21 protein-coding genes and 1 pseudogene are annotated in these 26,781 nt (G+C 51.0%); 7 read left to right on the top strand and 15 right to left on the bottom strand.

The features are described from left to right. The first annotated feature begins 515 nt into the window (after positions 1-515). From HBA93_RS12365 to HBA93_RS12355, 3 genes are all read left to right on the top strand, one after another. Positions 516-5,261, top strand: coding sequence for an apolipoprotein A-IV repeat region-like domain-containing protein (locus tag HBA93_RS12365; protein ID WP_221723465.1), 4,746 nt, complete (start codon positions 516-518; stop codon positions 5,259-5,261). Between the two features lie 195 nt (positions 5,262-5,456). Then, positions 5,457-6,908 carry an NAD-dependent succinate-semialdehyde dehydrogenase gene (locus tag HBA93_RS12360; protein ID WP_221723464.1) on the top strand — a complete coding sequence of 484 codons (1,452 nt, stop codon included), beginning with the start codon at positions 5,457-5,459 and terminating at the stop codon, positions 6,906-6,908. Between the two features lie 293 nt (positions 6,909-7,201). Then, entirely contained in the window at positions 7,202-8,845 is a 1,644-nt protein-coding gene (locus tag HBA93_RS12355) for an ABC transporter substrate-binding protein (protein WP_221723518.1), read from the top strand. A 70-nt stretch (positions 8,846-8,915) separates the two neighbouring features. Here the strand turns inward: HBA93_RS12355 and HBA93_RS12350 are convergent, their stop codons facing one another. Next, positions 8,916-9,365, bottom strand: coding sequence for a universal stress protein (locus HBA93_RS12350; protein WP_121993134.1), 450 nt, complete (start codon positions 9,363-9,365; stop codon positions 8,916-8,918). A gap of 321 nt (positions 9,366-9,686) precedes the next feature. Between HBA93_RS12350 and HBA93_RS12345 the strand changes: the two genes are divergently transcribed. Further along, positions 9,687-10,259 carry a hypothetical protein gene (locus tag HBA93_RS12345; protein ID WP_221723462.1) on the top strand — a complete coding sequence of 191 codons (573 nt, stop codon included), beginning with the start codon at positions 9,687-9,689 and terminating at the stop codon, positions 10,257-10,259. Positions 10,260-10,433: 174 nt separating this feature from the next. Here HBA93_RS12345 and HBA93_RS12340 read toward each other — a convergent pair whose 3' ends face one another. Both HBA93_RS12340 and HBA93_RS12335 read right to left on the bottom strand, forming a co-directional pair. Then, entirely contained in the window at positions 10,434-11,231 is a 798-nt protein-coding gene (locus HBA93_RS12340) for a bestrophin-like domain (RefSeq protein ID WP_221723461.1), read from the bottom strand. Positions 11,232-11,587: 356 nt separating this feature from the next. Then, a complete protein-coding gene (locus tag HBA93_RS12335; protein ID WP_221723460.1) occupies positions 11,588-12,397 on the bottom strand; it encodes an AraC family transcriptional regulator in 810 nt (269 codons plus the stop codon). Between the two features lie 254 nt (positions 12,398-12,651). On the opposite strand from HBA93_RS12335, the gene HBA93_RS12330 reads away from it, so the two are divergent. Next, positions 12,652-13,857, top strand: coding sequence for an MFS transporter (locus HBA93_RS12330; protein ID WP_121993130.1), 1,206 nt, complete (start codon positions 12,652-12,654; stop codon positions 13,855-13,857). 152 nt (positions 13,858-14,009) lie between these two features. Here HBA93_RS12330 and HBA93_RS12325 read toward each other — a convergent pair whose 3' ends face one another. Continuing rightward, positions 14,010-14,282, bottom strand: coding sequence for a hypothetical protein (locus HBA93_RS12325; protein WP_121993129.1), 273 nt, complete (start codon positions 14,280-14,282; stop codon positions 14,010-14,012). A gap of 198 nt (positions 14,283-14,480) precedes the next feature. Here HBA93_RS12325 and HBA93_RS12320 point away from each other — a divergent pair, with 198 nt between their 5' ends. Then, positions 14,481-14,840 (top strand): hypothetical protein, encoded by a 360-nt coding sequence (locus tag HBA93_RS12320; protein WP_221723459.1) that lies wholly within the window; start codon positions 14,481-14,483, stop codon positions 14,838-14,840. A 140-nt stretch (positions 14,841-14,980) separates the two neighbouring features. Here the strand turns inward: HBA93_RS12320 and HBA93_RS12315 are convergent, their stop codons facing one another. Then, entirely contained in the window at positions 14,981-15,505 is a 525-nt protein-coding gene (locus HBA93_RS12315) for a GNAT family N-acetyltransferase (RefSeq protein WP_221723458.1), read from the bottom strand. Between the two features lie 410 nt (positions 15,506-15,915). Here HBA93_RS12315 and HBA93_RS12310 point away from each other — a divergent pair, with 410 nt between their 5' ends. Further along, complete coding sequence (locus HBA93_RS12310; protein ID WP_286201906.1) at positions 15,916-16,509, top strand: GGDEF domain-containing protein; 594 nt, start codon at positions 15,916-15,918, stop codon at positions 16,507-16,509. A gap of 95 nt (positions 16,510-16,604) precedes the next feature. On the opposite strand, the gene HBA93_RS12305 is transcribed toward HBA93_RS12310, so the two are convergent. The 10 genes and pseudogenes from HBA93_RS12305 to HBA93_RS12260 all read right to left on the bottom strand — a co-directional run. Continuing rightward, positions 16,605-17,678: a linear amide C-N hydrolase gene (locus tag HBA93_RS12305; RefSeq protein ID WP_122092770.1), complete on the bottom strand. Its 1,074-nt coding sequence runs from the start codon at positions 17,676-17,678 to the stop codon at positions 16,605-16,607. Positions 17,679-17,705: 27 nt separating this feature from the next. Continuing rightward, positions 17,706-18,512, bottom strand: a complete 807-nt coding sequence (locus HBA93_RS12300; RefSeq protein WP_221723456.1) for a hypothetical protein — start codon at positions 18,510-18,512, stop codon at positions 17,706-17,708. A 172-nt stretch (positions 18,513-18,684) separates the two neighbouring features. After that, complete coding sequence (locus HBA93_RS12295) at positions 18,685-19,005, bottom strand: Dabb family protein (protein WP_221723455.1); 321 nt, start codon at positions 19,003-19,005, stop codon at positions 18,685-18,687. A gap of 214 nt (positions 19,006-19,219) precedes the next feature. Next, a complete protein-coding gene (locus HBA93_RS12290) occupies positions 19,220-20,875 on the bottom strand; it encodes a GMC family oxidoreductase (RefSeq protein WP_221723454.1) in 1,656 nt (551 codons plus the stop codon). Between the two features lie 39 nt (positions 20,876-20,914). After that, on the bottom strand, positions 20,915-21,691 hold the full coding sequence (locus HBA93_RS12285; RefSeq protein ID WP_221723453.1) for a 3-ketoacyl-ACP reductase: 777 nt from the start codon (positions 21,689-21,691) through the stop codon (positions 20,915-20,917). Continuing rightward, entirely contained in the window at positions 21,688-23,223 is a 1,536-nt protein-coding gene (locus HBA93_RS12280) for an FAD-dependent oxidoreductase (protein WP_221723452.1), read from the bottom strand. The genes HBA93_RS12285 and HBA93_RS12280 overlap by 4 nt, the downstream gene beginning before the upstream one ends. 9 nt (positions 23,224-23,232) lie before the next feature. Beyond that, the gene (locus HBA93_RS12275; protein WP_221723451.1) at positions 23,233-24,348 is read right to left on the bottom strand and encodes an ABC transporter ATP-binding protein; all 1,116 of its coding nucleotides are present in this window, start codon (positions 24,346-24,348) and stop codon (positions 23,233-23,235) included. 3 nt (positions 24,349-24,351) lie between these two features. Next, positions 24,352-25,236, bottom strand: a complete 885-nt coding sequence (locus HBA93_RS12270) for a carbohydrate ABC transporter permease (RefSeq protein ID WP_221723450.1) — start codon at positions 25,234-25,236, stop codon at positions 24,352-24,354. After that, entirely contained in the window at positions 25,236-26,114 is an 879-nt protein-coding gene (locus tag HBA93_RS12265; protein ID WP_121993117.1) for a carbohydrate ABC transporter permease, read from the bottom strand. Before HBA93_RS12265 ends, HBA93_RS12270 begins: the two co-directional genes overlap by 1 nt. 151 nt (positions 26,115-26,265) lie before the next feature. Further along, positions 26,266-26,781, bottom strand: a pseudogene (locus HBA93_RS12260) (sugar ABC transporter substrate-binding protein); the annotation flags it as partial.

Raw genomic sequence — 26,781 nt, 5'->3', positions numbered from 1 at the left:
CAGCCAAGGAGTTCAAGCTGTAAACAGCACCTCCCTGCCCGTCTGCGTCAATTCGATCACTCAAGCATATTCCGTAAACTGTTAACCGGCGTACGGATAAGATATGCGACACAATAAAAAGGCAGAGCCTTTCATAAATATAACCGTTAATCATTTCCGTCTGATTTAGCGATATTTTACCGGTGCAAAAGCACTAATTTCTTGCCGGACTATGGCAAAATATGCCACAATTCAGGGCATATTATATTCATATCTGATGTCTGCTTAAAGATTTCCACAATTAGATAACGCTTAAAAAAGCCCGCATTTGCTTTGTTTTCAATGCCCCTTCGAGTGTCGCGTTAACCTTATCTTTAAACATTTCATCAACCGCAATTTCCGTAGTTCCCATATGGCTCCGGAAGTTTTAACCTATAGACTGCGCAACATGTCTTTGTATCTGCCGTTAAGAATTGAGCGACAGCAACTCAGAGCATGGTTTTTGCGTATATGTATGAGTACGGGGTAAAACGGCTATGGCACAAAATACAAAAGCGCAAAAGCTTGAGCTTGATATGGAACAGGCCCTCTCTGACGGGCTGGATCTGGATTTCAGCGACGACTTTGAGCTGGATTTGAATTTTGACGCTCCTGAAGCAGAATTCTCGCTTGATGATCTGGAAAGCCAGATTTCACGCGCAGCAGAAGAACTGGCACTGGAACAGAACGGCGCTTCAGCAATAGCCGCCGCTGCTGCAGGCACTGCCGTTGCCGCTGCCGCCGTGAAAGGCAAAGCTGAGGCGCTGGCACAGTCAGAGCCGGAAAAGCCTGTCAAAGAGAAAAAAGCAGAAAAAACCGTTCTGCCTGCCGCACCGGTCACACCGGCCGCGCCTCCTGTTGTTACAGCCTCTGCCAATACCCCGGGCAGCGTGACTGTTTTACAGGCCGCAAACCAGCCGGAAGCCACAGCCCCCGTTCATAATGCCAAATCCGAAACAATATCCGCACGCAGCGATGCAGAAATGCAGCCTGAAACTGTGCTGGCAGATCCTGTAATTGCACGCCCTGCAGCCACTCAGTCAGCACCGGCTGCCGCAGCCTCCCCGTTCACACCGGCCAATGACGATCTGCGCAATGATAATTTGTTGCTGCGTCGCACCAATGGCCGCAATGCAAATGTGTTCTGGACAACCACAGCCATCAGCGCCCTCTGGACTGCAGGCGGTCTTACCCTTGCCCATGCGCTGAGCCCGCAAGGTCTTACCTCATTCTCAGCAATCAAAGATTTCTTCGGCACTCCGGCTGGTATCGGTGTTGCAGCCGGTATTGCCGTGCCGGTTGTGATGTTCTGGGGCTTTGCCCAGATGGTACGCCGTGCGCAGGAACTGCAATCCGCTGCCCGTCAGATGACTGCCGCCGCCATGCGCCTCGCTTCGCCTGAAGCCGCAGCCGGTGACCGCGTTTCCACGCTCGGTCAGGCCGTGCGCCGTGAAGTAGCAGCGATGAATGAAGGTATCGAGCGCACACTCGCCCGTGCCGTTGAACTGGAAACTCTGGTTCAGACCGAAGTGCATCAGCTTGAACGCGCTTACAGCGATAATGAAGTACGCATCCGCGCATTGATTGCCGAACTTGGCAATGAGCGTGAGGCGGTTATCAGCCATGCAGAACGCGTACGCTCCTCGATCTCCGGTGCGCATGAGCACCTCAAGACTGAGCTGTCTTCGGCCAGCGATATCATCCGTGACAATGTTCTCACCGTTTCCAGCGAGCTGACCTCTTCCCTGTCCCATGCAGGTGAAACAATGATCAGCCGCCTGAATGAAAGCGGCGCTGCCATTTCCGAAGCGATTGATACCCGCAGCACAGATATTTCAACACGCATCAGCTCTTCGGGCGGTGATTTTGTTGAAATCCTTGATACACGTATCGCCACATTGGAAGAACGTTCACGCGGTCTCACCGAGACCCTGACCGAAGCGCTGGATGCACGTACATCCAACATCGCATCGCTGCTCGGTGATGCAACCATGAATATGGTCACCGAATTCGATCAGCGTCTGGCCAATCTGAACGCCACACTGGCCGAACGCGGCCATTCGCTGCTCAATGAATTTGAAGGCCGCGCACAGGCAATCGACAGCAGCACTGAGAAACTCAATGCGGCTCTGGAAGTCCGTTCGCGTCAGATCAATGAAAATCTGATTGCCCGTACCCGTGAGATCGCAGAAACCTTCTCCGGTGTTCGTTCGTCGATCAGCACTGTGGTTGACGAAACCAAAGACAAACTCAACGGCGAATTGTCCGGCATTACAGATTCTGTTGCCGGTCTGCTCAATGACCGCGCCGGTCACTTCATCGCTCAGATTGCTGACAGCCGTGAATCCCTGTCATCGACACTCTCCGGTGAAGCCGACCGTATTGCAGCTGCAATGCAGCAGCACAGCCAGACGATTACAGAGCGTGGCGCCGATATTGAACGTGCCATTGCAGGCAATGCAGCCAATCTCGACCAGACTGCAAGCCAGCATTCCGCTATTCTGGAACAGCGCACCAATGATATGCGTGAAGCAATGGCTACCCATAATGCCAAGCTCAACGATATTTTCGCGGAAGAGGAAGGCCGTTTCGAAAGCCGCACTTCTGCTCTCAAGAGCTCGCTCGACCAGCAGCATGCGGAATATACGCGGGCACTGGATGAGCGTAATCAGCAATTCTCTGACAGCCTGCAGAATAACAGTACTGCTGTCAGTTCGCTGCTGAATGAACATATCAATACAGTCGGCGATCGCGCCTCGCAATTGCAGGCAGCAATGCTGAGCGGTTCTGAAAGCCTTGATGCCAATCTGCGTCAGCACAGTGATACGCTGGTGCAGCGCACTGTTGCCCTGCAGGATGCTGTTGCCAATGCAACCGGCGTATTGCAAAGCTCCTTTGACAATCAGACCGGTATTATTGAAGAACGCACCTCCACCATGGAACGCGCTCTGAGCATCGGTGTGGACAATGTTCGTAAATCGCTGGAGCAGAGCGCTTCGGTGGTTGCCGGAACACTGCGTGAGAAAATCACAGAAGCTGCCGGTTCGCTTACTGCAGAAGCTGCCAAGGCCGGTGATGCACTGCATGGTTTTGGTGAGAACTTCAACGACCGTCTGATTGAAAATCTGGCCGGTACAGAAGCCCGTCTCGGCGAACGCGCCAGCCAGATTGCATCCGGTCTGGAAGCGATTGAAACCCGCCTCACCGGCGAACTCAGCGGCATTGAATCGCGCATTGCGGAAACCGCATCGCGTACCAGTGACGTGCTCGGTTCGCATAGCGAAGCTTTCAGCGCCCGTGTTCTGGAAAACCTGTCCGGCACTGAAGCCCGCCTCACTGAACGTGCGGAAGCCATTGCTTCCGGCATCAATGATGTAAGCAACCGTCTGACCGGTGACCTCAGCGGCATTGAAACACGGATTGCGGAAACCGCATCCCGCGCCAGCGATGTTCTCGGTTCCCATAGTGAAGCTTTCAGCGCCCGTGTTCTGGAAAACCTTTCCGGTACCGAAGCACGCCTGACTGAACGCGCTGATGCGATTGCCATGGGTCTTGGTGAAATCGGTTCGCGCATTACCGGTGAACTCGGTGTGATCGAAGCCCGTATTTCTGATGCGACGCAGAACACCTCTTTCACACTGGAAGAACGCACCCGTGAGCTGAACTCGGTTCTCGCAGCCCGCTCGCAGGAAATCACCCGTATTCTGGCCGATACCGCAGAACCTCTGGTACAGCGCCTTGCCGATAGCGGTCAGGGTCTTGCAAGCCAGCTGGAAGAAGCAACCCATGCAGCAACCGACCGCCTGCGTTCGGAAAATGCAGCACTGGTCAACGCACTGGCCAGCCGTACGGCTGAAACCATCTCTGCAGTTCAGGAAGCCAAGTCCAACCTGTCCGATGGTGTTGGCGGCCTGATTGATCGTCTGGCAAGCTCCAATGCGGAACTTGGTCAGCTGATCGACAAAGCCACACTCAACCTCAACGATATTGATACACGTCTGGTTGAAACAACGTCGAACTTTGCTGACAGCACCAACAAGGCTGCGCAGATCTTCTCCAGCTCCAGCGTTGTGATCGATAATAATATCGGCGCCCTGCGCTCGCTTTCCGGCAATACGCTGTCGCAGATTGCGGATATCGCCAAGCGTTTTGAAGATCACAGTGCGGTTCTGTCCCGTGCATCTGACCTGATCAACACTGCTCAGAATGGTCTGACTGATACATTGTCCGACCGTCAGGATGCTCTGGAACGTCTGTCTGCCGGTCTGCTTGCCAAATCTGAGAACATTGAGAAAGTGATGCAGGGCTTTGAAACCCTTGTTACTTCCGCTCTGGAACGCACCGAAGGCCGCACACGCAATTCGACAGAACAACTGCGCACTGCCATTTCCGAAGTTGTGGAACAGGCCAGCCAGAAGTTTGCAACAGCAACGGATGAAATCCGCCGTTCGGCCGCTGAAATCCGCGGTGAACTGGATGCAACCCGTGGCGAGCTGAAGCGCGGCGTATTGGATATGCCAGCGGAAGCCAAGGAATCCACCACAGCAATGCGCAAGGCGGTTTCCGAGCAGATCAATGCTCTGAAAGAACTGGCATCCATCGTCAACAAATCCGGCCGTCTGGTCGATGTGGGCGACAGCCGTGCAGACCGCACTATTGCAAAACAGACAGCCGCAGCGCAGCCTGCTCCGGCCTATGTCGCACCAGTGGTCACGCAGACTGCCGCTCCGGTACAGCAGCCTCAGAGCTATACAGTTTCTGCAGCCCCGGTATCGACACCGCAGGAAAGCGCACGCGGCGGCTGGGTTTCCAATCTGCTGGCACGCGCTTCCGCAGATGAGGAAACAGCTTCTGCACCGCGCAACCAGAGCAATGTAACACCGCAGCGTTCCGCCGCCCATGTGGTCGACAGTCTGAACTCCCTGTCGGTTGATATTGCCCGTGCGATTGATCATGAAGCATCAGTAGAGCTTTGGGATCGCTACCGTCGCGGTGAACGCAATGTCTTCACCCGCCGTCTCTACACTCTGAAAGGTCAGCAGACTTTTGAAGAGATCAAACGCAAATACCAGATGGATGGTGATTTCCGCCGTGCGGTAGACCGCTATATGGATGATTTCCAGCGCCTGCTGGAAGATGTTGCCCGTAACGATCGTGATAATATGGTCACTCAGACCTATCTCACATCGGACACCGGCAAGGTCTACACCATGCTGGCACACGCATCGGGTCGTCTGCGTTAACCGGATACCACATTCAGAAAGGCGGGATTTTTCCCGCCTTTTTTATTTTCTGACTCCCCTGACAAAGCGTCTCAGCCTGTCAGAAACTAAATTCTGCGCTTGCCAAACCACAGGTCGAACCTTTTATAGTGAGTTCTACAGAATTACATTGCGGCATGTCATTTGCTGCTCTCAAGCATATATACCGGAGGAACTATGTCTCAGACTGCACCGCGCTATCCAGATACCCAGCTTTTGATCAACGGCGAATGGCGCAATGCGCAAAGCGGGCGCACAATTGATGTGTTTAATCCGGCCACCAGCGAAGTGATCGGCAAGGTTGCCCATGCTGAGAAGGTTGATCTCGACGCTGCACTGGATGCCGCTGCCAACGGCTTTAAAATCTGGAGCGCAAGCTCGCCATTCGACCGTTCCAAATTCATGCGCCGTGCGGCAGATTTGCTGCGTGAGCGGGCAGATGCCATTGCACCGATCCTGACCCTTGAGCAGGGCAAGCCGCTGGCTGAAGCCAAAGGAGAAATCCTTGCCGGTGCGGACATTATCGATTGGTTTGCTGAAGAAGCACGCCGCACCTATGGTCAGATCATCCCAGCGCGAGCCGCCGGTGTATCGCAGATGGCATTCAAACTGCCGGTCGGCCCTGTAGCCGCTTTCACGCCTTGGAATTTCCCGATCAATCAGGTGGTGCGCAAGCTCTCCGCTGCCATTGCTGCCGGTTGCTCAATTATCGTCAAAGCACCGGAAGAAACACCGGCCTCACCTGCCGAGCTGATCCGCGTTTTTGTCGATGCCGGTATTCCGGCCGGTGTGGTCAATCTGGTTTATGGCGTACCGTCAGAAATTTCCGAATATCTGATCCCGCATCCGGTGATCCGTAAAATCTCGTTCACCGGCTCCACACCAATCGGCAAAATGCTGGCCGGCCTTGCCAGCCAGCATATGAAACTGTCGACCATGGAACTCGGCGGCCATGCACCGGCGATCATCTTTGATGATGCGGATGTGGAAGGCGCCGTTAAAACACTGGCTATGTCCAAATTCCGCAATGCCGGACAGGTTTGCGTTTCACCGACACGCTTCCTCGTGCAGGAAAATGTCTATGAGCAGGTTGTGCAGTCATTCACGGAAAAAGCCAAAGCCATCAAAGTCGGCAATGGTTTTGACGAAGGTGTGCAGATGGGTCCGCTGGCGAATGAACGCCGTATCCCTGCCCTCGAAACCCTGATTCAGGATGCCGTAGACAATGGCGCGCGCCTGATGACCGGTGGTCGTCGTATAGGCAATGTCGGCAACTTCTTTGAACCGACCGTCCTCGCCGATGCGCCGAAAACCGCACGCATCATGAATGAAGAGCCATTCGGCCCTGTGGCTGTGTTCTCATCCTTCAAGACGCTGGATGAAGTGATTGATGAGGCCAACCGCCTGCCATTCGGCCTGGCATCCTATGCCTTTACCCGTTCCGCTGAAAATGCACGCGAACTGGGTATGCGTATTGAGGCAGGTATGACAACAATCAACCATCTCGGCCTCGCACTGCCGGAAGTGCCTTTCGGCGGCATCAAGGATTCCGGCTATGGCACCGAGGGCGGTTCAGAAGCTATCAATGCCTATCTGACCACGAAATTTGTGACCCATCTGGTGATCTGATATCTTCTGTCAGCCATTAGAGCGCCGTGTGCCAGGCTTGGCACACAAAGGCCGCTCTAACACTTTAAAATTAGAGCATAATTTCACCTTAAACTGATCCAAGTTTAAGGAATTATGCTCTAGCTGCTACGCCCCGCCGGTGACCACACCGGCGGGGTTTATTTTATAACTTTAAGTAATAAAATTATTCAGAATTCGTTTGATCTTTCAGATTGTTGCGTTACGCTCCTGACCGAGCCGGCCAAAAACAAAAACACGGCCGTGTGAATGAGGGGAACTACAGCATGACACTGATGACAACAGTCAAAAAACACAAGCTGAACAAGCTCGCACTGGCGCTGGCCTTCAGCACAGCTTTAACAGGCTCAGTGCTGATGGGCGCAGCCAATGCTGCCACACCGGCGGATACGCTGGTGATCGCCATGGCGACCGATGATGTGATTTCGCTGGATCCGGCGGAATCCTTTGAAATTACCACTGCAGAAATTCTGGCCAACAGCTATGGCCGCCTGCTGCGCACAGACTATAAAGACCCGTCCAAACTGGTTGCAGATATTGCCGAAAGCTGGGAAGTCGCTGAAGACGGTAAAACTTTTACCTTTAAAATCCGCAAGGGTCAGAAATTTGCCTCCGGCAATCCGATTACCGCGCATGATGCTGCTTTTTCGCTGCAGCGTGCGGTGAAACTAGATCAGAGTCCTGTTTTCATTCTCAGCCAGTTTGGCCTTACCAAAGACAATGTGGATGAAAAAGTCTTTGCCAAAGATGATGACACGCTGATTTTCACATCGGAAAAAGCCTTTGCACCAAGCTTTGTTTATAACTGTCTGACCGCCACAGTCGGCTCTGTTGTTGACAGTAAACTGCTCAAGGAACACGCCAAGCCGGTCACACCAACGGCAGACTCCAAAGCGGATAATGATTTCGGCCATGAATGGCTGAAGCGCAATTATGCAGGTTCCGGCGCTTTTACGATTAAAGACTGGCGCCCGAATGAAATTATCATGATGGAACGCAACGAAAGCTATGATGGTGAAAAACCACCGCTCAAGCGCATTATTTATCGCTATGTGAAGGAAAGTGCCTCGCAGCGTATTATGCTGGATGCCGGTGATATCGACATTGCCCGTAACCTCGAGCCTGGTGATCTTGAAGCCATTTCCAAAGATGAGCGCTTCCATACAGCCAGCGCGCCGAAAGGCACCATCTATTATTTCAGCCTCAACCAACAGCATGAGACATTGTCCAAACCGGAGGTTCGTCAGGCTGTAAAATATCTGGTCGATTACAGCGCTATTCAGTCCACCCTGATTAAGGGTATCGGCACGATCCACCAGAATTTCCTGCCCGCCGGTATGCTTGGTGCCACAGACGAAAACCCGTTCAGCCTCAATGTTGAAAAAGCCAAGGAATTGCTGGAAAAAGCCGGTATGAAAGACGGCTTCACCATTACCATGGATGTGCGCAACACACAGCCGGTCACCGGCATTGCGGAATCTATCCAGCAGACTTTTGCCAAAGCCAATATCAAACTGGAAATCATTCCGGGCGACGGCAAACAGACTCTCACCAAATATCGTGCGCGCAAGCATGATATTTATATCGGCCAGTGGGGTATTGATTACTGGGATCCGCATACCAATGCCGATACATTCGTGACCAATCTGGACAATAGCGATAATGCGGTTTCAAAAACCAGTGCATGGCGCAATTCGTGGGAAATTCCTGAATTGACGCAGAAAACACTGGCCGCTGTCATGGAAAAAGACGCTGACAAACGCGCGCAGCAATATCTGGATCTTCAGAAAGAGTTCCGCGATACCAGCCCGTTCACCATGATCTATCAGCTGAATGAAGTAGCAGTTGTTTCCAACAAGGTGAAAGATTTCATTATTTCACCGGATACCAACTATGTGCTGAAAGCTTCGAAAGAATAACCAATAGAAACGGCCGCAGACATAAGTCTGCGGCCGCTTTTCATATCTTATGACTAAAAAGCCACCCTTTTTAGCGCACAACCAGAATTGCCGTTTTGGTATGTGTCAGCACTTCACTGGTCTGACTACCCAGCAGCAAACGGCCAATACCGCGGCGGCCATGGGATGTCATAACAATCAGATCGACATCGCTCTGCTGGCTGAAATCGATAATCGCCTCGGCAGGCCAGCGCTCATCAATATGTTTCAGCACGGCAGAAACACCAGCTTTCGTCGCTGCCTCACCGGCCGCTTTGAGAATATCCTGCGCCTGACGTGCCTGATTGTCATTATAAATTTCGATATCTTTCGGGCTGGCAATCCAGCCTGCACTGCTGGCGGTTGCCATCATCGGAAACGGCTCTGTTACAGTCAGAATAGTAACTTTGCTTCCAAGTTTTGAAGCCAGTTGCAGCCCCTGTTCCAGACCTTTTTGAGCCAGCTCAGATCCGTCCGTAGCAATCAAGATATGCTTATACATTATGCTGTCCCTGCTCCGTTAAATGACCTGTCTTCAGTGAAGCCGGAGCCAAAGCATTCGTAAACCTCACGCTGAAGCAGATTTTATCTTAAAACGCATAATACCATGTGTGAAGTCGAATTCCGCACATTGCAATCAACAAAGTAGCGCAAAACAGCATCAATCCAAGAATTACCGGAAATTACAACTTAAAATAATAAAATATTGTGATACCATCATTTCAGTAACATGGTAAAATTATCATGTTACTTCAAAGATAATAACTTTGAAGTAAGCATATTTTATTCCGGAAAGGTACTCAAACGCTGCAGGAGAAATAAAATGAAACTTATTTCTAGAATTTACGATCATTACGGCTCTGCAAAACAGGTCGTGCATAATCTTGAGGCTGCAGGCTTTCCTCACTCTGACATTGTCATTGTCAGCCGCAAATTTGCGGAAGAAGATACAACCATGTGCGATGAAATCGTCAACTATGCCGGTATCGGCACTGTGGTTGGCGGTATTGCCGGCCTGATTGCAGGTTTCGGCCTGATCGCGGTGCCGGTCGTCGGTTCTGCGGCTTTAACAGCCGGCTGGCTGGTTGCTGCTTCAATCGGTATGCTTATCGGCGCTGCCATAGGCGGTATTATCGGTAGTGTTATCAGCTCCTTTGCCTCACATGGCATTAGCAAGGAAGATGCCCGCTTGTGCATTGAAGCCTCCAAACTAGGCAATACGATTGTCAGTTTGCGGGTGAAAGCCGATACAGGAAATCTCACCGAAACGCAGGCCAGTCAGATTATGGATGTTCAGGGGGCGTTGACCGTTGACCAGTTCCGTGACCGTGTCCAGCAACTGCGCAGTCAAAAAAACACAGCCTCCTATACAGGAAAACCCGTTCACCGGACCTGACAGAGCAGACGTGACTATGCTGGAGGAGATTTGATGTGATGCCGGTATCCGGCATCAGATAATAAGCGCGCCGGAGCATGTCACATTAAGCCGTATCCGCTGCGTCCGCTCTAACAGCTTGTTTTTACGCATGTCGTTGTCGGAAAACCGGCACCCGCTTTTCCACGACAGGCTCTATCCTTTTTTATAGAAGGCTTCCGGTAAACTCATCGCGTTTTTCTGGCTTGTAAACAGCACAGTCGGATCAATACGGCCGACACCGCGATAAGGGCTGGTATGGATCGCCAAAATCCACATACTCATTGACGCTGTCACAATATAAATGGCGAGCGCTTTGCGCCCTGCTTTCGGCCTGTCCGCATGAACAGACGCAATAACGACCAGAGTCAAAACGGTCAGAAAGAAAACCAGATACCACTTGTAATGATTGACAGAACTTGATCCCAACGCAAGTCGCGCATTACGGGCATCCTGCATTTCATCAAAATCCCGCACCATCTGTGACATCAAAGCACCCGGTATATCCCCGCGTGCGAGGCTGATCATCGAGACACGGATATTTTGCAACGCTTCCTCAACGGCGCGGGCAGGCTGGGTATTGTAACCCTTATGCCATTCCTCAGAAATCACTGTCACGCGGTAAACAGTGAGCGCCTTGAGCAGGACCGGATCATTCAGAGCTTCCGGCCGTGCCATACCGATCAGGCGGGTGATAGATGAGCGTTCTTCGCTTGCTGCCTGATCTGCACGGCCATTGACCGTCCAGATATCGGCAGCAACAAATCCCAGCGCCAAAGCCCATGCCGTTGCAATCGTGCCGACAAATGCTGCAATCGGAAGCGTCAGAATATCCTTGGATGCCTGTCTTGCGAAAATGCGCAGAAACACCAGCCCGATTACATAAAAAATGATGCCGCAAATACAAAACAGCAAAAACATTAATGCTGGAGATATACCGAACAAATGTTGCATTCTGCCCCCTCCGAGCAAATAACGCGCAAACCAGAGCGCCGTGCGCCCCACTGGGCGCACAAAGGTAGCTCTAACACATTAAAATTAGAGCATAATTTCAATTTAAACTGATTCAAGTTTAAGAAATTATGCTCTATCTTGCAAAAAGTTCAGAGTGCTTTTCGCTGTTTATACAATATATTGCCGCACATTAAATAACAGTTCAATGCCAGAGCATGTCTCTCCAAAGCACGTACTGGTTTGAGATCAAGACAGGCGTAAAAATGAACTGTTAAGCGGACGCAGCGGATACGATTAAAGGCGACATGTTCTAAGCCACATAGCCAGACTTAGCGTTCTGGCAAACATCTGCTGTTTTATCCGGTATAACCGGCCTGCTGGCGCATATAATCCCGCGGAGAACTACCGAGCATACGCTTGAACATCGTGGTATAGGCAGCCGCACTTTCATAGCCGGTGTCGAAGGCAACAGATGTAATTGCTTCACCGGAAGCAAGCTTAGGCAGGGATGCGAAAATACAGGCCTGCTGCCGCCATGTCACAAAACTCACACCGGTCTGCGCACGGAACAGCCTTGTAAAAGAACGGCGGCTCATCCCCATTTTCTCTGCCCAGCTGTCAATATCCGCAGCCGGATCCGGCGCTTTTAAGAATGCTTTACACAATGCGGCCAGTGCCGGTTTTTCCGGAAACGGCAGCCCCAGTTCACGTACCGGCAGGCGCTTAATCTCATGAAGCAGCAGATCAAAAAGCAAACCACTGCGCTCATCAAAAGCATCAGGTTTTTGCAGCTTCACCACCTCTGCCAGCAGGCTGCGCGTCAGCTCGTTTACCGACAGCACACAAGGATGATCGCAATGGTCATAGTCGCGCATATAGACCGATTGCATTTCAACACCGGAGAACATTTCAACCCGATGCTCGATACCGCGCGGAATAAGCAGAGCATGATCCGGCGGAATCATCCAGCGCCCGCGCTCGGTCACAACCAGTGCAACGCCAGAGCGTGCATAAAGAAACTGCGTTCTGGAATGGCGGTGCATCGGGATCAGCAAACCACCCGGATATTGTCTGGCAAGAGCAACAACCGGATCAGCCGCATGTTCGATCAGATGAAAACCCTGCGCAATCAGTGTATTTATATCATCAGGACTATTTAAATGCATGATTTGGCCCAGTTGAAAAACTTTACGTCCTTAGCACAAAAGCAGGCCAGAGAAAAGCGGACTAAGCAGAATGCTGCCAGTCAAAGAGAAATCAAAAAGAGATATCCGGTCAGACAGGTATAAAGCATCATCTTTATCCGGCGCTGATCGCGGTATGAAATATTGACCTCTGACTTACAGAAAAATGCATATTTCCGGCGGGTGCCGGACAGAGCATAATTTCAAAAAGGCATAACATATCCGGAGCACTTGCAATGACGACCGTGACCAGCCAGTCACCAAAAATAACTGAAGCCACAACCGTTTCACTGATTGTGGTTGTCAGCTTCTGCCACATGTTCAACGATATTATGCAATCGCTGCTGTCAGCGATCTATCCGTTGATTAAAACCAATTATAATCTGGATTTCCGTCAGATCGGTTTCCTGACCATGACCTTCCAGATCACGGCCTCTCTGCTGCAACCGGTCATTGGTATTATCACCGATCGCTGGCCGATGCCTTACTCCCTGCCATTGTCCAGTGTCAGCACGTTTACCGGTCTTTTGCTGCTCGCCAATGCTGACAGCTATACGGTGCTGCTGATCGGCTCCAGCCTGATTGGTCTGGGATCAGCTATCTTCCATCCGGAAGCTTCGCGTGTGGCACGTATCGCTTCCGGCGGCCGCCACGGCTTTGCACAGTCCCTGTTTCAGGTTGGTGGCAATTTCGGCTCCGCACTCGGCCCCCTGCTTGCCGCTTTCATCATCCTGCCAAATGGTCAGTCGAGCGTCGCCTGGCTGGCAATCATTGCGGTTTTCGGTTTCATCGCGCTGACCCGTGTCAGTCGCTGGTATGCTGAAAAGCAGCGCCAGAGCAAAAACAAACCCGCCGCTGACCGCACTCTGCCGCTGCCGCAGGGGCGCGTAATGTTCGCCATTCTTGTTCTGGTCCTGCTCACCACGACCAAGAATGTATATATGGCCAGTATTTCCAGCTATTTTACCTTCTTTGTCATCGAGAAATTCGAAGTCACAGTGCAGAATGCTCAGCTGATGCTGTTCCTGTTCCTCGGTGCATCGGCAGCCGGTGTTTTCATCGGTGGCCCGATCGGCGACAAAATGGGCGCCCGTTTCGTCATCTGGTTCTCGATTCTCGGCGTTATTCCTTTCGCCCTGATGATGCCTTATGCCAACCTGTTCTGGACCTGCGTTCTGGCTGTTGTCATCGGCATCATTTTCTCCTCGGCATTCTCCGCAATTGTGGTCTTTGCTCAGGAGCTGGTGCCGGGACGTGTTGGCATGATCGCCGGCGTATTCTTCGGCTTCGCATTCGGTGCAGGCGGTATCGGAGCTGCATTGCTCGGCGATTTTGCCGACAGCCACGGTATTGAATATGTCTACTGGCTGTGTTCATTCCTGCCACTTCTCGGCGTGCTGACAATATTGCTGCCGCGCCTGCCGAAAAAAATGGCCGCATAATCAGCCTATAAAAAGCAACGGGGAAGGCCTTCCGGCCTTCCCCGTTTTTTTTTATCTCAATCATTATTCCGGAGCGTACTTTTCCGTCGGGACCTAATCGCCGGAAAAGCAATAACGGGAACCGCCGCCTGCTCCGGAATAAAGACCGGATTTTATTTCTTGATTGTTTCCATCAGCTCGTCATAAGCCTTGCAGGCTTCATTCATATCAGTGGTACCCTGATACTTCGTCTGCATTTCCTGTGACTTTGTCATGATCTCCTGAGCGCGACTCGGATCTTTCGTCAACACTTCCTGAATCGCTGCAGTTAAATCTGTTGCTTTCTTGGTCAGTTCTTCCTGAGTGCAGGCAGATGCTGCGGAACTTGCAGCAGCAGAGATAAGCAATGCAGAAAAGGATGCAGCAACCAGTGTTTTGAATTTCATAGAAGTATCTCTCTTTATGATCTGTCGATAAACGAGCAATATTTTATGCACCGGCAGCTTATGTTGGTGTTTTTATCTTTCAAAATAACAAATTATTTTTCTTTAAAACAAAAACGAACTGACAGCAGCAATATTTCCATTCCTCCCGAAAATGGATTATAGAAAACAACAGAACTATGGGGGAGCAATATGTTGCGAATGGTGTTTTTGTCTGTTGCGGCACTGGGTATGACTACGAATGTCTGGGCGCAGCCCATTGATACATACAAGGCCCGCCTCAGCAAACAGGACCATTACAACTCATCGAGCGTAGCTCTGAACTCCGCAGCCACGATTATCCGTCAGGATCGCGCCAATTTTTATATTTTCGGAAAAATGGATCCGGAAGATGAATCCGACGTGTTTTTTAATGACAAGGCAAACCGTGCAAGGCTGGAGAAAATGCTCACCAAAGGCTCTCTCTCTGACCGCGACCGTGCGATTATTGAGAATGGCACACCGCTGATACGCGTAGACATTCATCCGGAATATGTCGAAGTCACTGTCGAGCAGGACTAGAGCGCGTGCGTTTAATTGCATCCACTGCGTTCGCTCCGGATTCTTGTTTTTGCGCATGTCATTACCGGAAAAAACGGTACCCGTTTTTCCGCGACATGTTTTAGAGTGCCCTGCACCAGATCAGGCGCACAAAACTCACTCTAAACAGATTTCAGGTCTTTCCAGAAATAGATCGTGCCGGTCAAAGTGCCGAAAGGATCCAGTGCAAAATCCGGCACTTCACCAACCCGTTTAAATCCCAGCCGCTCATAAACCGATACAGCAAGACTGTCACTTGCCGTATCAAGCATCAGATGTGTGCGGCCATGCTGTAATGCCAGAGCTTCGGCTGTCTGCATCAGCAATGTCGCCACACCGCGCCCACGACTGGAAACAGATGTCATCAGCTTGCTGATTTCCGCACGATGCGGCTGGTTAGCCGTCTGCACCAGAACCAGACTGACTGTACCGGCAAGTTTCTCGCCATCAAAAGCACCGAGAATAATTCGCTCACCGTTCTGCGCAGAACCCATCGCCCCCTGCCAGAATGCCTCTGCCGTTTCCGGCTCAAGAGGATGCATGAAACTGACTGAACCGCCACTGGCGACTGTTTCGATCAGAAGATCGCACAGCTGTGTGATGTACGAATTATCATAAGACAGAGGTTTAATTTCGAAGCCAGCCATAGTCATTAGCTCTCACAAAAATCAAAATCAGCATAAATTATTTTGAATATACTCCTGCTGTAAATAGCATAAATTACTACCTTTAAAAAAATCACTAAATATTTGAATTATCTAATTTAAAACAGAACCAATATGCTCTCAAAATAAAAAAGCACTTTAAAAAACTTGCCTTCATAATCAGGCAAACTTACTGGTCATAATTCGGGAAGCTGCTTAAGAGCAATCTGAACAATGGTTCGGGGGCTGATGTGTATCAAATTCTCTTAAGAGCAACATTCGTGACTGCTTTAGTGGTCGCGCTAAGTCAGATATTTTCATTCAGCATCCGTTATGCATCCGGTCAGCCCTTCACAGCTTTTGTCTTTTTGATGAATTCAATACTGCCTGTGCTAACCGGTTTTCCGATCAGCATGTATATTTTTATACAAAATGCAAAACTGAAAAAGACGACAGACGAGCTGTATGAAGCAAACCGGCTGTTACAGATACGCGCTGACACTGACAGCATGACCGGTCTTCTGAATAGAAATGCTTTTCTCGAGCAGGTCAAACACGCCAACAAAAACTGCACGCAAGCAGCATTGCTGGTGATAGACGCCGATAATTTTAAAAACATCAATGATCTTTACGGTCATCACGCCGGTGACAAAGCCCTGATAGCAATTGTCAGTGCTCTGCAGTTTTCATTACGGACAAACGATCTTATCGGCCGTATCGGCGGTGAAGAATTTGCTGTACTCCTCAGCAATACTGAAATGGCTGAGGCGCAAGATATTGCCGAACAATTGCGCAAAAATGTTGAGGCAATCAATTTCATGCCTTTGCCGGATCAGCCTTATCCGCTGACAATCAGCATCGGCATCGCCCTTTCTTCAGGCCTTTTGACCACTGCGCAGCTCATCCGCATGGCGGATCAGAGCCTTTATCAGGCAAAAGCCAACGGCCGCAATCAGGTGGTGCTCAACCAGCAAAGCCTCGGCCAAAACCGCAACCCCACCGGCTAAGCCGATTGCTTTCGCATGGGCATATCAGCCCGCAAAAAAGACCGTTCGCAATGTCTGCAGAACGGCCTTTTTCGTTTCAGTGCTAATGAAAGCGCCTATTCAAGCCCGAGAAACTGAAACGGCTCTGCTTCTTTAAATTGCTCATTCACATTGCCGGCAAAGACATTGGTCTGATTTTCACCCAGATCGAGCTTTTTGACCTTGCCGGTTTCAGCGGAAAAATCCATGCCTTTCAGGTCAACCCAGAATGTATTGGGTGTCAGTGCAGACTCGAAGAAATAGAGTTTGCGCTTCTGATCGGCCACAGTTCTCCAGCGTGTGGAAGAGATATTCGGCTGATCCGGCGTTGTAATACCGTATGGCACCGATACATTGCGAATAACGCCAAACACGCTTGCCAGTGCCACATCCGGATTTTCGCTCTTCGGAATGGCATTAATATAGAATGATGCGCGGGCAAAACGGTCTGCGGCACGATTGGTGCCCGGCAGCATGACTGTGCCGCCGATCTGCTGCCAATAGCTGTTCAGCGCCAGCTGCTGGTCAAAAGTCGGAGAGTTTGTCATGACCTGATATTTACGGTTGTGATGAATAACCTGCTTACCGTCGATATATTCAATAATTGCGCTGTCACCGCTCGCATCAGAAATAGCCAGATGCAGCGTTGCCAGTCTGCTTTCCCCCGGAACCTTATCGGTAACAATTGTATAGGGTTCAGTCTTCAGCGCGGCGACGGCTTCTTCCACCGTTGCGTAATTATCAAGTACATATTGCGCCCATGCCGCAATTGTCAGGCCGGGCTTATCTTTTGTGAATTCCGGATATTCGGATTCCACCAGCCACAAAACGCTGGCAGAAAGCCCGACTTCATTCATACCATCTGTGGTCGCAATATCATAGCCCGAAGCAATGACGCTGCCATATTTCGATGTCCACTCAATCGAGTTTTCACCGGCCTCGCCATTCCGCTTCATGCCCTTCGGAAACAGCCAGAGATTGGTCGCAACATCCACTTTCCAGTCCATGGAACGTGCTGTGATCACATCATCATTTGCACCCTGATAGACGACACGGGTGCAGGCTTCCGCGATCAGCGGCGAAGCGAATAAGGACAATGCAACTGTTTTAGCCACAAGCGCGGAACGAACCGCTTTACGGTGCAGAAACATCAGAAAACCCCGCTTTTTTTAATAAGATCAGAACCGCATGGACAGACCGAGAACCGGCCCGTGCTGCACGACATCCCATTTAAAAGTGTGTCCGGTAAAACCATCACCCTGATAATCCTGCGACAGAACGCGGTAGCCAATGCGCAGATTGGTCGGGCGGTCAAACAGGAAAGTCCGGTAGCCGAGATAGGCCTGCGCATTCACGCTGAGTTTGGAGCCGACGCCAAAACCGCCGATATCAGCCTCACCGGACAGATTCCAGCGTTCGTTCAGGTCAGTTTTCAAACGCACACCGATAAACGGATCTGTCCATTCTGCTTTTTTGGTAACGCTGAATCTTCCGACGGCAAGATCGGCTTTGATTTTTGTCCAGCGTACACCCACTGTCGGCTCAACTGTAAAACGCTGCGGATCGTTGAAAACGGTTACGCCACCCAGCTCCTGCTCGTAAACGCGATAGAATGCACCACCGGCGATCGAGGTTGTCTTCACATTCAGAGCCAGCTCATTGGCAAACAGGTTTTCGTCCTGTGTCGTGGAAACATATTGACCGTCAATATAAAAACCCAGCGGGCCTTTAACAATCTCAACATTACCCATCACAGCCATATCAAGATTATCAAAAATCTCTGAAAACGGGATATTTACATCCGTATGAATACCGGCCAGCGCGGATTTACCTTTGAGCGAAGCACCCCAAACATAAGGACTGACGATAATCTTCCAGCCATCTTCGGCAATATATTGAGGCTGCGTCACATCTGCAGCCATTGCATTGCACATCATAGCCAAACCGGAGAGTGCTGTAGTGGTGAGAAGTGCAATATTACGCATAAGCTGGCATGCCCCTTGCCGATAAATTAAGAATCTATTGAGAAAATAGATGATTATGGCAGGCGGTCAACTTCCGTACGAAGTATTCAGCGGGCATTTTTAATAAATATCATGATAAAGCAAAAATAAATTGTGCAAGCAGATCAAAAACAGCTGCAAAAAATAACAATGTTCAAATCGCTTTTATTTCCAGATCATAGACCAGCACACCATCTGTACCGCCCTGTGCCGCAGCCACAATTTTCGCGCCGGTTTTCTGATGCTCAGGATCAGCAAGATAGGTATCACGGGATTCAGCATCAGCAAAATCCACAATAAAACCTTCCGAATAACCTTTATCCATACCGGTTTCAGGGCTGACATTCTTGCCAATATGCACGGCGAGAAGTCCTTTTAAACGAGATTTTAAAGCCGCGATTTCTGCAAAAATCACATCCTTCTCAGCCTGTGAAACCGATGCCTTAAAGTGAATGAATACACAGTGACGAATCATAAGGGCTCCTAGAGCATTTCACAGTCAAGTTGGATCAACTTGACGCCCGTGATAATGCGACCAAATAAAGAAACTAGAGCGAGCGCTATGATCCAATCTGGACGAAAGCCGCTCTAGAGCGTATCCCGAAAAGTGTGAAGCGGTTTTTGGATAAGATACGCATAAAAACAAAAAGACAGAGTATTTCTATGATTCAAAATAAACCCGAAATGCTCTAGTGAATTTGTGTGCGTGCACGCGGACGGAAATCATTGCGCTCATCGGCAAAAATCGCGGCAGGCAATGGCGGCAAACCACGGATAATATCCGCCGCTTTTTCCCCCACCATAATTGTCGGCGCATTGGTATTGCAGGACGGCACGCGTGGCATCACCGAACTGTCACAGACACGCAGCCCCTCCAACCCATGAACTTTAAGATCAAGACCAACAACGGCATCCTCACCCGTTCCCATTTTGCAGGTGCCTACCGGATGATGATCAGTTTTCGCATTGGCGCAGCCATAATCAAACAAGTCCTGATCGCTCACCACCTGCTTACCCGGCAGTTTTTCAGCCAGAATAAAAGGTTTCAAAGCCGCCTGATCGAAAATTTCGCGTGCGATTTTCAATCCTTCAATCGACATTTTAACATCATGGGGATCAGACCAGTAATTCGGGTCAATCAGCGGCGCAGCAGCAGGGTCAGCCGACTGCAACCGCACCGTGCCGCGCGAACGCGGATGCAGATAGGCGGAATTGAGTGTGACGCCGGCATTTTTGAGTTTTGCGACACCGGCCTCAATACCAGAGCCGAGACCAAGATGAAACTGGATATCCGGCGAACGTGCCTGCTGGTCTGCATACCAAAATCCGCCGGTCTCAAACAGGCTGGAAGCCACCGGCCCTGAGCGGAACAACACATATTCCAGCCCTGCCCACAATGTGCGATGCAGCTTGGCAACATTGTCATAGGTATGATCGCCTGTGCATTCTGAAATCACAAACAGGTCAAGGTGATCCTGCATATTGGACCCCACACCGGCCAGATCATGCTGAACCGCAACACCGGCAGATTTCAGATGATCCGCAGGACCAATACCCGATTGCAGCAATAATTTCGGCGAACCGATAGCGCCGGAGCACACCAGCACTTCGCGCTCGGCACGGATAATCTCTGTGCCTCTGGTCGTGGCAATTTCCACACCAACTGCCTGTGATCCCTCCAGCACAATACGCGTTACAGCTGCGCCGAGCCAGATTGTCAGGTTCTTGCGGTTTTTCACCGGCTCAAGATAAGCAAGTGCTGCCGAAGAGCGGCGGCGATTGCGTTGTGTCAGCTGATAGAACCCAACACCGGCCTGTGTTTTACCGTTAAAATCATGATTATAGGGAATACCCAGTTCTTGCCCCGCGCGGATATAAGCATCGCAAATCGGCAAGGCAGAAACCGGCATCGACACGCCAAGCGGCCCGCCATAACTATGGTAATCATCTGCAAAACGCTGATTATCCTCAGCACGCTTAAAATAGGGCAGAACCTCGCGATAGCTCCAGCCTTTGCAACCGTCTTCCTCAGCCCAGAGATCATAATCCACAGCATTACCGCGTGTATAAAGCTGGGCATTAATCGTCGAGCCGCCACCAATGACTTTAGCCTGCGTATAGCGCAGCACCCGCCCCTTCATATGTTTTTGCGGAACAGTCTCCCACCCCCAGCTGGCAACACCTTTGGTCATCTTGGCAAAGCCTGCAGGCATATGAAACAACGGATTGCGATCATTGCCACCGGCTTCTAACAGCAAAACCTTCACATCAGGGTCTTCTGACAAGCGGTTTGCCAGAACACAACCGGCAGGCCCCGCACCGGTGATAATATAATCATAACGCATGGTTCTGATCCTTAAATCAGGTCATTTCAGAAATGCACGTCAGAAGCGCGCAATTGACAGGCCGCCATCCGCAGCAATCACTGTTCCCGTGGCGAAATGCATGGCACCGGAAGCAAGACCGGCACAAATCGCTCCGATATCCGCCGCCTCTCCCCAACGACCGGCAGGCACCAGCCCTTCAGCAATTAGCGCATCATATTTTTCTGAGACTTTTGCAGTCATATCTGTGCGGATAATGCCGGGACGAACTTCAAAAACCGCAATACCACTCTTAGCAAGCCGTAATGCCAGTCCCTGACTGAAAGCCGACAGACCTGCCTTGCTGACACAATAGTCCAGCCGCTCGGGTGAACTGGCAGATGCGGAAACCGAGGTAATATTAATGATTGTAAGGGCTTTCTGGCTATGCTTCACCGCCAGCATTGAACGGACAACAGCCTGCGTAAAAAAGATCGTGCCCCGCAGATTAACATTCATAACCGCGTCAAAGTTTTCCGGCCGCAACTCCAGAAAATCCCCGCGTATAACAGAGCCGATACCCGCATTATTCACAAGGCAGTCAATTGTGCCAAAGTGCTGAAATATAGCATCAACAATTGTTTGATGCTGACCGGTATCAGACAAATCCGACTGCCAGTAATGCGCATCGGCACCCAGCGCACCGAGTTCCGCGAGTACAGGATCGTCAGTCTGAGCGGCCTCTATTCCGGTGACCGCAATATCAAATCCCGACTGCGCAAGTGCTTTGGCAGTCGCGAAGCCAATACCGCGACGGCCGCCGGTAATCAAAGCAACGGGACGTTGTGTAACTGTCATAACTGCAAATCCTTTGCAGAAATATGTGCGGCCACACGCAACGCCTGCGCAGCAATTGTGAGTGCAGGGTTCACCGCCGCAGATGTCGGCAGAAAAGATGCATCAACCACAAACAGATTGGGATGGTCATAGGCACGGCAAAAAACATCCAGCGGTGCCTGTGCCGGATCATTCCCCATCCGCACCGTTCCGCATTGATGTGACGGCGTGCGCTTGTCAAAAACACGGGACAAAACGAGCGGAAATCCAGCGGCCTTCAGCACTGTCTTCAACTTTTTCACCAGATCAAGATGCGCCTGCCAATTGGTGCGTTGCCACTGCATGATGATGCGCTCGCCATCCACCATAATCCGGCTGTCCGGATGCGGAAGATCCTCGCTCATCGCGTAGAAATCGATGGCATGAGCGGAGAGTTTGTTCAGCATCCATAGCGGTACTTGCGGCAGGCTGGCTTTGAGAATCTGTCCGGAAACACGTCCAAGAAGCTGCACATTCCCTAAAGGTGCGCCACCCTCGCCATCGGAAAGATAAAAATCATTGAGGCCGAAAGTCTTTTGATAAACGGACGTATTTTTATACCATGGCGATACGGCCAGAACCGCACTCGCATTATGGTTCATGAAGTTACGGCCAACCTGCCCTGAGGAATTGGCCAATCCCTGAACGTTCTGCCCATTGGCTGAGCGCAGCAGCAGAGCGGCAGATTGCACCGCTCCCGCAGACAGGATCACCAGTTTCGGCGTCAAACGATATTCAGTGCCGTCTTTCACATAACAGACACTTTCAATATGCCTGCCGTCAGCAACTGTATTCAGTTTTGTAACCCGTGAACCGGTTTGCAAGCGGATATTGGAGTGCTGCAAGGCTTTGGCCAGCGCAGTCGTTTCAGCATCCATTTTACCATCATCGCAATTGGGATGCGCATCCCACGGCGTTTTGGCCTTGCGCAACCAACGCTCCACATCCACACCCAGAGGCAGTGAAAACGGCTGCAAGCCATTAGCCTTCAACCGTGCCCTTACCTTAGCAATCGCAGGCTCCTCAGGTACAGACGGAAAGGCATAGGCTTGCGAATGAAACGGCTCGGTCGGATCTTCACCCGCAGCCCCCCGCACCTGATAAAGCTGCTCGGCCTCAGAATACCACGGCTCAAGCTCTTCATAGGCGAACGGCCATGCAGGAGACACACCCTCCCTGTGGTGCATCTCTTCAAAATCCTCGGCGCGGTAACGCAACAGCACCGCGCCATAGAATTTTGAATTGCCGCCGACATTGTAATAATTACCGGGATTAAAAGCTGTATATCCGCCTGCACGGCTGCTTTTCTCATACCAAAACTCATCTGGCCGGAAAAAGCCGCGCTGAAAGATTGCCGCCTGATCACGATTTTCCGGTCTGTCCGGCAAGTGCCCGCCAGCCTCAAGGATCAGAATATCAGCGCCGCTCGCCGCCAGCCCTGAAGCGACTGTTGCCCCGCCGATACCTGAACCGATAATGACAATATCCGGTTGCTTTGATGAAGAAACACTCATGCGTTCATCTCACGCAATACGCTGTTGTGTTTGCGGATCAAAAAACACGGCTTTATCCAGATTAAAGGCCAGCCGCGCGGTTTGCCCTGCATGGATATGCGCATCTGCCCGCAAACGCGCCACCACTTCCTTACCACCGAGCTTGGTCACCGCAAAAGTGTCTGATCCTGCCGGTTCCACAACCTCAATGTGGCAGTCACCTTCCGCGATAGTGCCCGCATTACGGTCTGTGCCGTCAGGATCAGTCAGCGCCTCAGGACGGATACCAAAGATCACTTGTTTACCGGCATAGCTCCCCAGTTCCCGCTGCCCCGCAGGCACCGGCAGTTTCAGTGGGTCGCTATCTGGCCGCTCAAGTGAAATCTGCAGCCCCTGCGCACTGTTTTCTACAGTTGCTGTCAGCAAATTCATGGCTGGTGAGCCCATAAAATCCGCAACGAACATATTGACCGGACTGTTATAAATTTCTGCCGGAGTGCCGAATTGCTGCAAAATCCCGTCTTTGAGAACGGCAATTTTTGTTGCCAGTGTCATCGCTTCAATCTGGTCATGGGTCACATAAACGATTGTGGTTTTCATGCGCTGATGCAGACGTTTGATCTCCGTGCGCATATCCACACGCAGCTTGGCATCAAGATTGGATAATGGTTCATCGAACAGAAAGACCTGCGGATTGCGCACCAGCGCCCGCCCCATTGCCACACGCTGGCGCTGACCGCCGGAAAGCTGGCTGGGTTTGCGATCCAGCAAATGCCCGATCTGCAACATTTCCGATACGTCGCGAATGGCCTTTTCACGTTCGTCTTTCGGAACGCCGCGCACTTCCATGCCGAATGCGATATTTCCGGCAACCGTCATATTCGGATAAAGCGCATAGGACTGAAATACCATGGCAATATCACGTTTGGACGGCGGCAGATCAGCTACCGCTTGACCATTAATGGCAATATCACCTGAGCTGATCGGCTCCAGTCCGGCAATCGTGTTGAGCAAAGTGGATTTTCCGCAGCCGGACGGCCCGACAAGCACCAGAAAACCGCCCTCCTCAACCTCAAGACTGATATCCTTGAGAATTTCTACAGCCCCGTATGACTTGCGAAGGTTTGTGATTTTAAGAAATGACATGCTTTATCCCTTCACAGCACCGGACATCAGACCACGTACAAAATAGCGGCCGGAAACGATGTAAACGATCAGCGTTGGCAGCGCGGCGAGGATCGCCGCTGCAAAATGAACATTATATTCCTTCACCCCCGTTAAGGATGAGACGAGATTATTCAGCGCCACCGTCATCGGCGTGGATGACGCACCGGAAAATGACGCACCGAACAGAAAGTCATTCCAGATATTCGTGAACTGCCAGATGACCGAAACCACGATAATCGGCCCTGAAGACGGCAACAGAATACGCCGGAAAATCTGCATGAAACTTGCCCCGTCGATCTGAGCGGCACGCACCAGCTCCGTCGGAAATGCCTCGTAATAATTCCGGAAATACAGAGTTGTGAAGCCAAGACCATAGATGACATGCACCATGATAAGCCCCCAGATTGAACCGGAGAGCCCCAGCATTCCGAGAATGCGCGCCATCGGGATCAGCACAATCTGAAACGGAATGAAGCAGGACAAAAGCAGCAATCCGAAGAAAATATTCGAACCGCGAAAACTCCATTTGGTCAGCACATAGCCGTTGAGCGCACCGACAATGGTTGAAATCGCAACGGCAGGCACCACCATCAAAATCGAGTTGATGAAGAATGGTTTCACGCCGGTTGGCTGCACACCGATCTGCGCTGTAGACCATGCAGACAGCCACGGCTCGATCGTCCAGCTTTGCGGCAGATTGAGCATGCCGCCCTGCCGGATTTCCTCCAGCGGCTTGAAAGAATTGACCACCATCACATAAAGCGGCAGCAGATAATAAACGGCGAAGATCAGCAACAACGTATAGATCAGCGCCCGCGTCAGCCTTTTATGCGAGATTGCATTTTGCGGATTGTCAGAACCACTCATCAGCGCTTCCCTCCGCGAATTTCCGCATAAAGATACGGGATGATGATCGAGAAAATCATCGCCAGCATAATAATCGCCGATGAAGCACCGATCCCCATCTGATTGCGGGTAAATGTATAGGAATACATAAAGGTTGCCGGCACTTCAGTTGCCTGTCCGGGGCCGCCGCCGGTCAGGGCAACAACAAGGTCATAGGCCTTGATCGCCAGATGCGCGAGCACCACAAAAGCCGACAGGAAGACCGGCCGCATCATCGGGATAATAATCCGGCGATAGGTCGTGAATGTCGATGCACCATCAATCTGCGCAGCTTTGATGATTTCATTATCCACACCGCGAAGTCCGGCCAGAAACATCGCCATAATAAAACCGGATGACTGCCAGACAGCTGCAATCACCACACAGTAAATCGCGTAATTGCGGTCTTTGATCCAGTTGAACTGAAAGCTTTCCCAGCCCCAGACCTGCATCGTATGTTCAAGTCCGATACCCGGATCGAGAAACCACTTCCATGCCGTGCCGGTTACAATGAAGGACAGCGCCATCGGATAAAGATAAATCGGGCGCAGAAACCCTTCGCCGCGTATCTTCTGATCCAGCATAATCGCCAGAAACAGCCCGATTACCGAGCAGATAATGATATAAAGCGACGCGAAAATCGCCAGATTGGAAATTGCCCGCCACCAGTGCGGCAGTGCCCAGAGCTTGGAATAATTCTCCAATCCTACGAAATTATAGGATGGCAGCATCTTACTGTCTGTCAGTGACAGAAGCCCCGTATAGGCAATGAAGCCATACACAAAAATCAGGATAATAAAAAAGCTCGGAGCCAAGACAAGTTTTGGCAACAGCTCCTGCAACCAGCTGCGGCTATTCATGGTCAATCACCACACTTGGCACATATCCGGCCAGACAACCGGACAGGCGCATCAAAATCAAAACTAAAATTCTGTCAGTATAAATGTCCGGCCACAATCTGTGCCGGGTCACAGAGGCTGCGCAAAGGCAGCCTCCGGTTTTGCAATCAGTTTACTGAGCGGCAGCAACGGCTGCCACAAGCTCTTTCACGGCTTCTTCCGAAGTCAGCTCTCCGTTAAATTCGCGGGTTACAACGTCGTAAATCGCATTTTTAACAGCAGCAGGATTGGCATAGCCATGCGCCATGGAGCCAAGCATTGTGCCTTTCTCACTGGCTTCCTTCACATCGGCGATTGCCTTTTTACCGCAGGCATCAAAGGCGGTATCCGGTACATCCGTACGTGCCGGTGCTGAGCCTTTGACGACATTGAAAGCGGACTGGAAGGTCGGGCTTTCAATCGCGGAAGCCATTTGCAACTGTGCCGGAACTTTGTCTTCCGCAACCTTGAACATCGCAAACATATCGGAGTTAAAAGTTACAGCGCCCTGTGTCTCCGGGTAACGCATACAAACGAAGTCCTCGCCCGGCTTCTTACCGGCTTTGACAAATTCGCCCTTTGCCCAGTCACCCATAAATTGCAGGCCGGCTTTCCCCTCAATCACCATCGCTGATGCCAGATTCCAGTC

It is taken from the genome of Ochrobactrum sp. SFR4 (genome assembly GCF_019730395.1).
Lineage (GTDB): Bacteria > Pseudomonadota > Alphaproteobacteria > Rhizobiales > Rhizobiaceae > Pseudochrobactrum.
Note: the sequence above shows the minus strand (reverse complement) of the source record. Positions and strands in the feature narration are given on the sequence as shown.

Excerpts from the sequence above, each read along its gene's own strand:
- HBA93_RS12365 (WP_221723465.1), top strand. The coding sequence starts at position 516 with ATGGCACAAAATACAAAAGCGCAAAAGCTTGAGCTTGATATGGAACAG.
- HBA93_RS12360 (WP_221723464.1), top strand. The coding sequence starts at position 5,457 with ATGTCTCAGACTGCACCGCGCTATCCAGATACCCAGCTTTTGATCAAC.
- HBA93_RS12355 (WP_221723518.1), top strand. The coding sequence starts at position 7,202 with ATGACAACAGTCAAAAAACACAAGCTGAACAAGCTCGCACTGGCGCTG.
- HBA93_RS12350 (WP_121993134.1), bottom strand. The coding sequence starts at position 9,365 with ATGTATAAGCATATCTTGATTGCTACGGACGGATCTGAGCTGGCTCAA.
- HBA93_RS12345 (WP_221723462.1), top strand. The coding sequence starts at position 9,687 with ATGAAACTTATTTCTAGAATTTACGATCATTACGGCTCTGCAAAACAG.
- HBA93_RS12340 (WP_221723461.1), bottom strand. The coding sequence starts at position 11,231 with ATGCAACATTTGTTCGGTATATCTCCAGCATTAATGTTTTTGCTGTTT.
- HBA93_RS12335 (WP_221723460.1), bottom strand. The coding sequence starts at position 12,397 with ATGCATTTAAATAGTCCTGATGATATAAATACACTGATTGCGCAGGGT.
- HBA93_RS12330 (WP_121993130.1), top strand. The coding sequence starts at position 12,652 with ATGACGACCGTGACCAGCCAGTCACCAAAAATAACTGAAGCCACAACC.
- HBA93_RS12325 (WP_121993129.1), bottom strand. The coding sequence starts at position 14,282 with ATGAAATTCAAAACACTGGTTGCTGCATCCTTTTCTGCATTGCTTATC.
- HBA93_RS12320 (WP_221723459.1), top strand. The coding sequence starts at position 14,481 with ATGGTGTTTTTGTCTGTTGCGGCACTGGGTATGACTACGAATGTCTGG.
- HBA93_RS12315 (WP_221723458.1), bottom strand. The coding sequence starts at position 15,505 with ATGGCTGGCTTCGAAATTAAACCTCTGTCTTATGATAATTCGTACATC.
- HBA93_RS12310 (WP_286201906.1), top strand. The coding sequence starts at position 15,916 with ATGTATATTTTTATACAAAATGCAAAACTGAAAAAGACGACAGACGAG.
- HBA93_RS12305 (WP_122092770.1), bottom strand. The coding sequence starts at position 17,678 with ATGTTTCTGCACCGTAAAGCGGTTCGTTCCGCGCTTGTGGCTAAAACA.
- HBA93_RS12300 (WP_221723456.1), bottom strand. The coding sequence starts at position 18,512 with ATGCGTAATATTGCACTTCTCACCACTACAGCACTCTCCGGTTTGGCT.
- HBA93_RS12295 (WP_221723455.1), bottom strand. The coding sequence starts at position 19,005 with ATGATTCGTCACTGTGTATTCATTCACTTTAAGGCATCGGTTTCACAG.
- HBA93_RS12290 (WP_221723454.1), bottom strand. The coding sequence starts at position 20,875 with ATGCGTTATGATTATATTATCACCGGTGCGGGGCCTGCCGGTTGTGTT.
- HBA93_RS12285 (WP_221723453.1), bottom strand. The coding sequence starts at position 21,691 with ATGACAGTTACACAACGTCCCGTTGCTTTGATTACCGGCGGCCGTCGC.
- HBA93_RS12280 (WP_221723452.1), bottom strand. The coding sequence starts at position 23,223 with ATGAGTGTTTCTTCATCAAAGCAACCGGATATTGTCATTATCGGTTCA.
- HBA93_RS12275 (WP_221723451.1), bottom strand. The coding sequence starts at position 24,348 with ATGTCATTTCTTAAAATCACAAACCTTCGCAAGTCATACGGGGCTGTA.
- HBA93_RS12270 (WP_221723450.1), bottom strand. The coding sequence starts at position 25,236 with ATGAGTGGTTCTGACAATCCGCAAAATGCAATCTCGCATAAAAGGCTG.
- HBA93_RS12265 (WP_121993117.1), bottom strand. The coding sequence starts at position 26,114 with ATGAATAGCCGCAGCTGGTTGCAGGAGCTGTTGCCAAAACTTGTCTTG.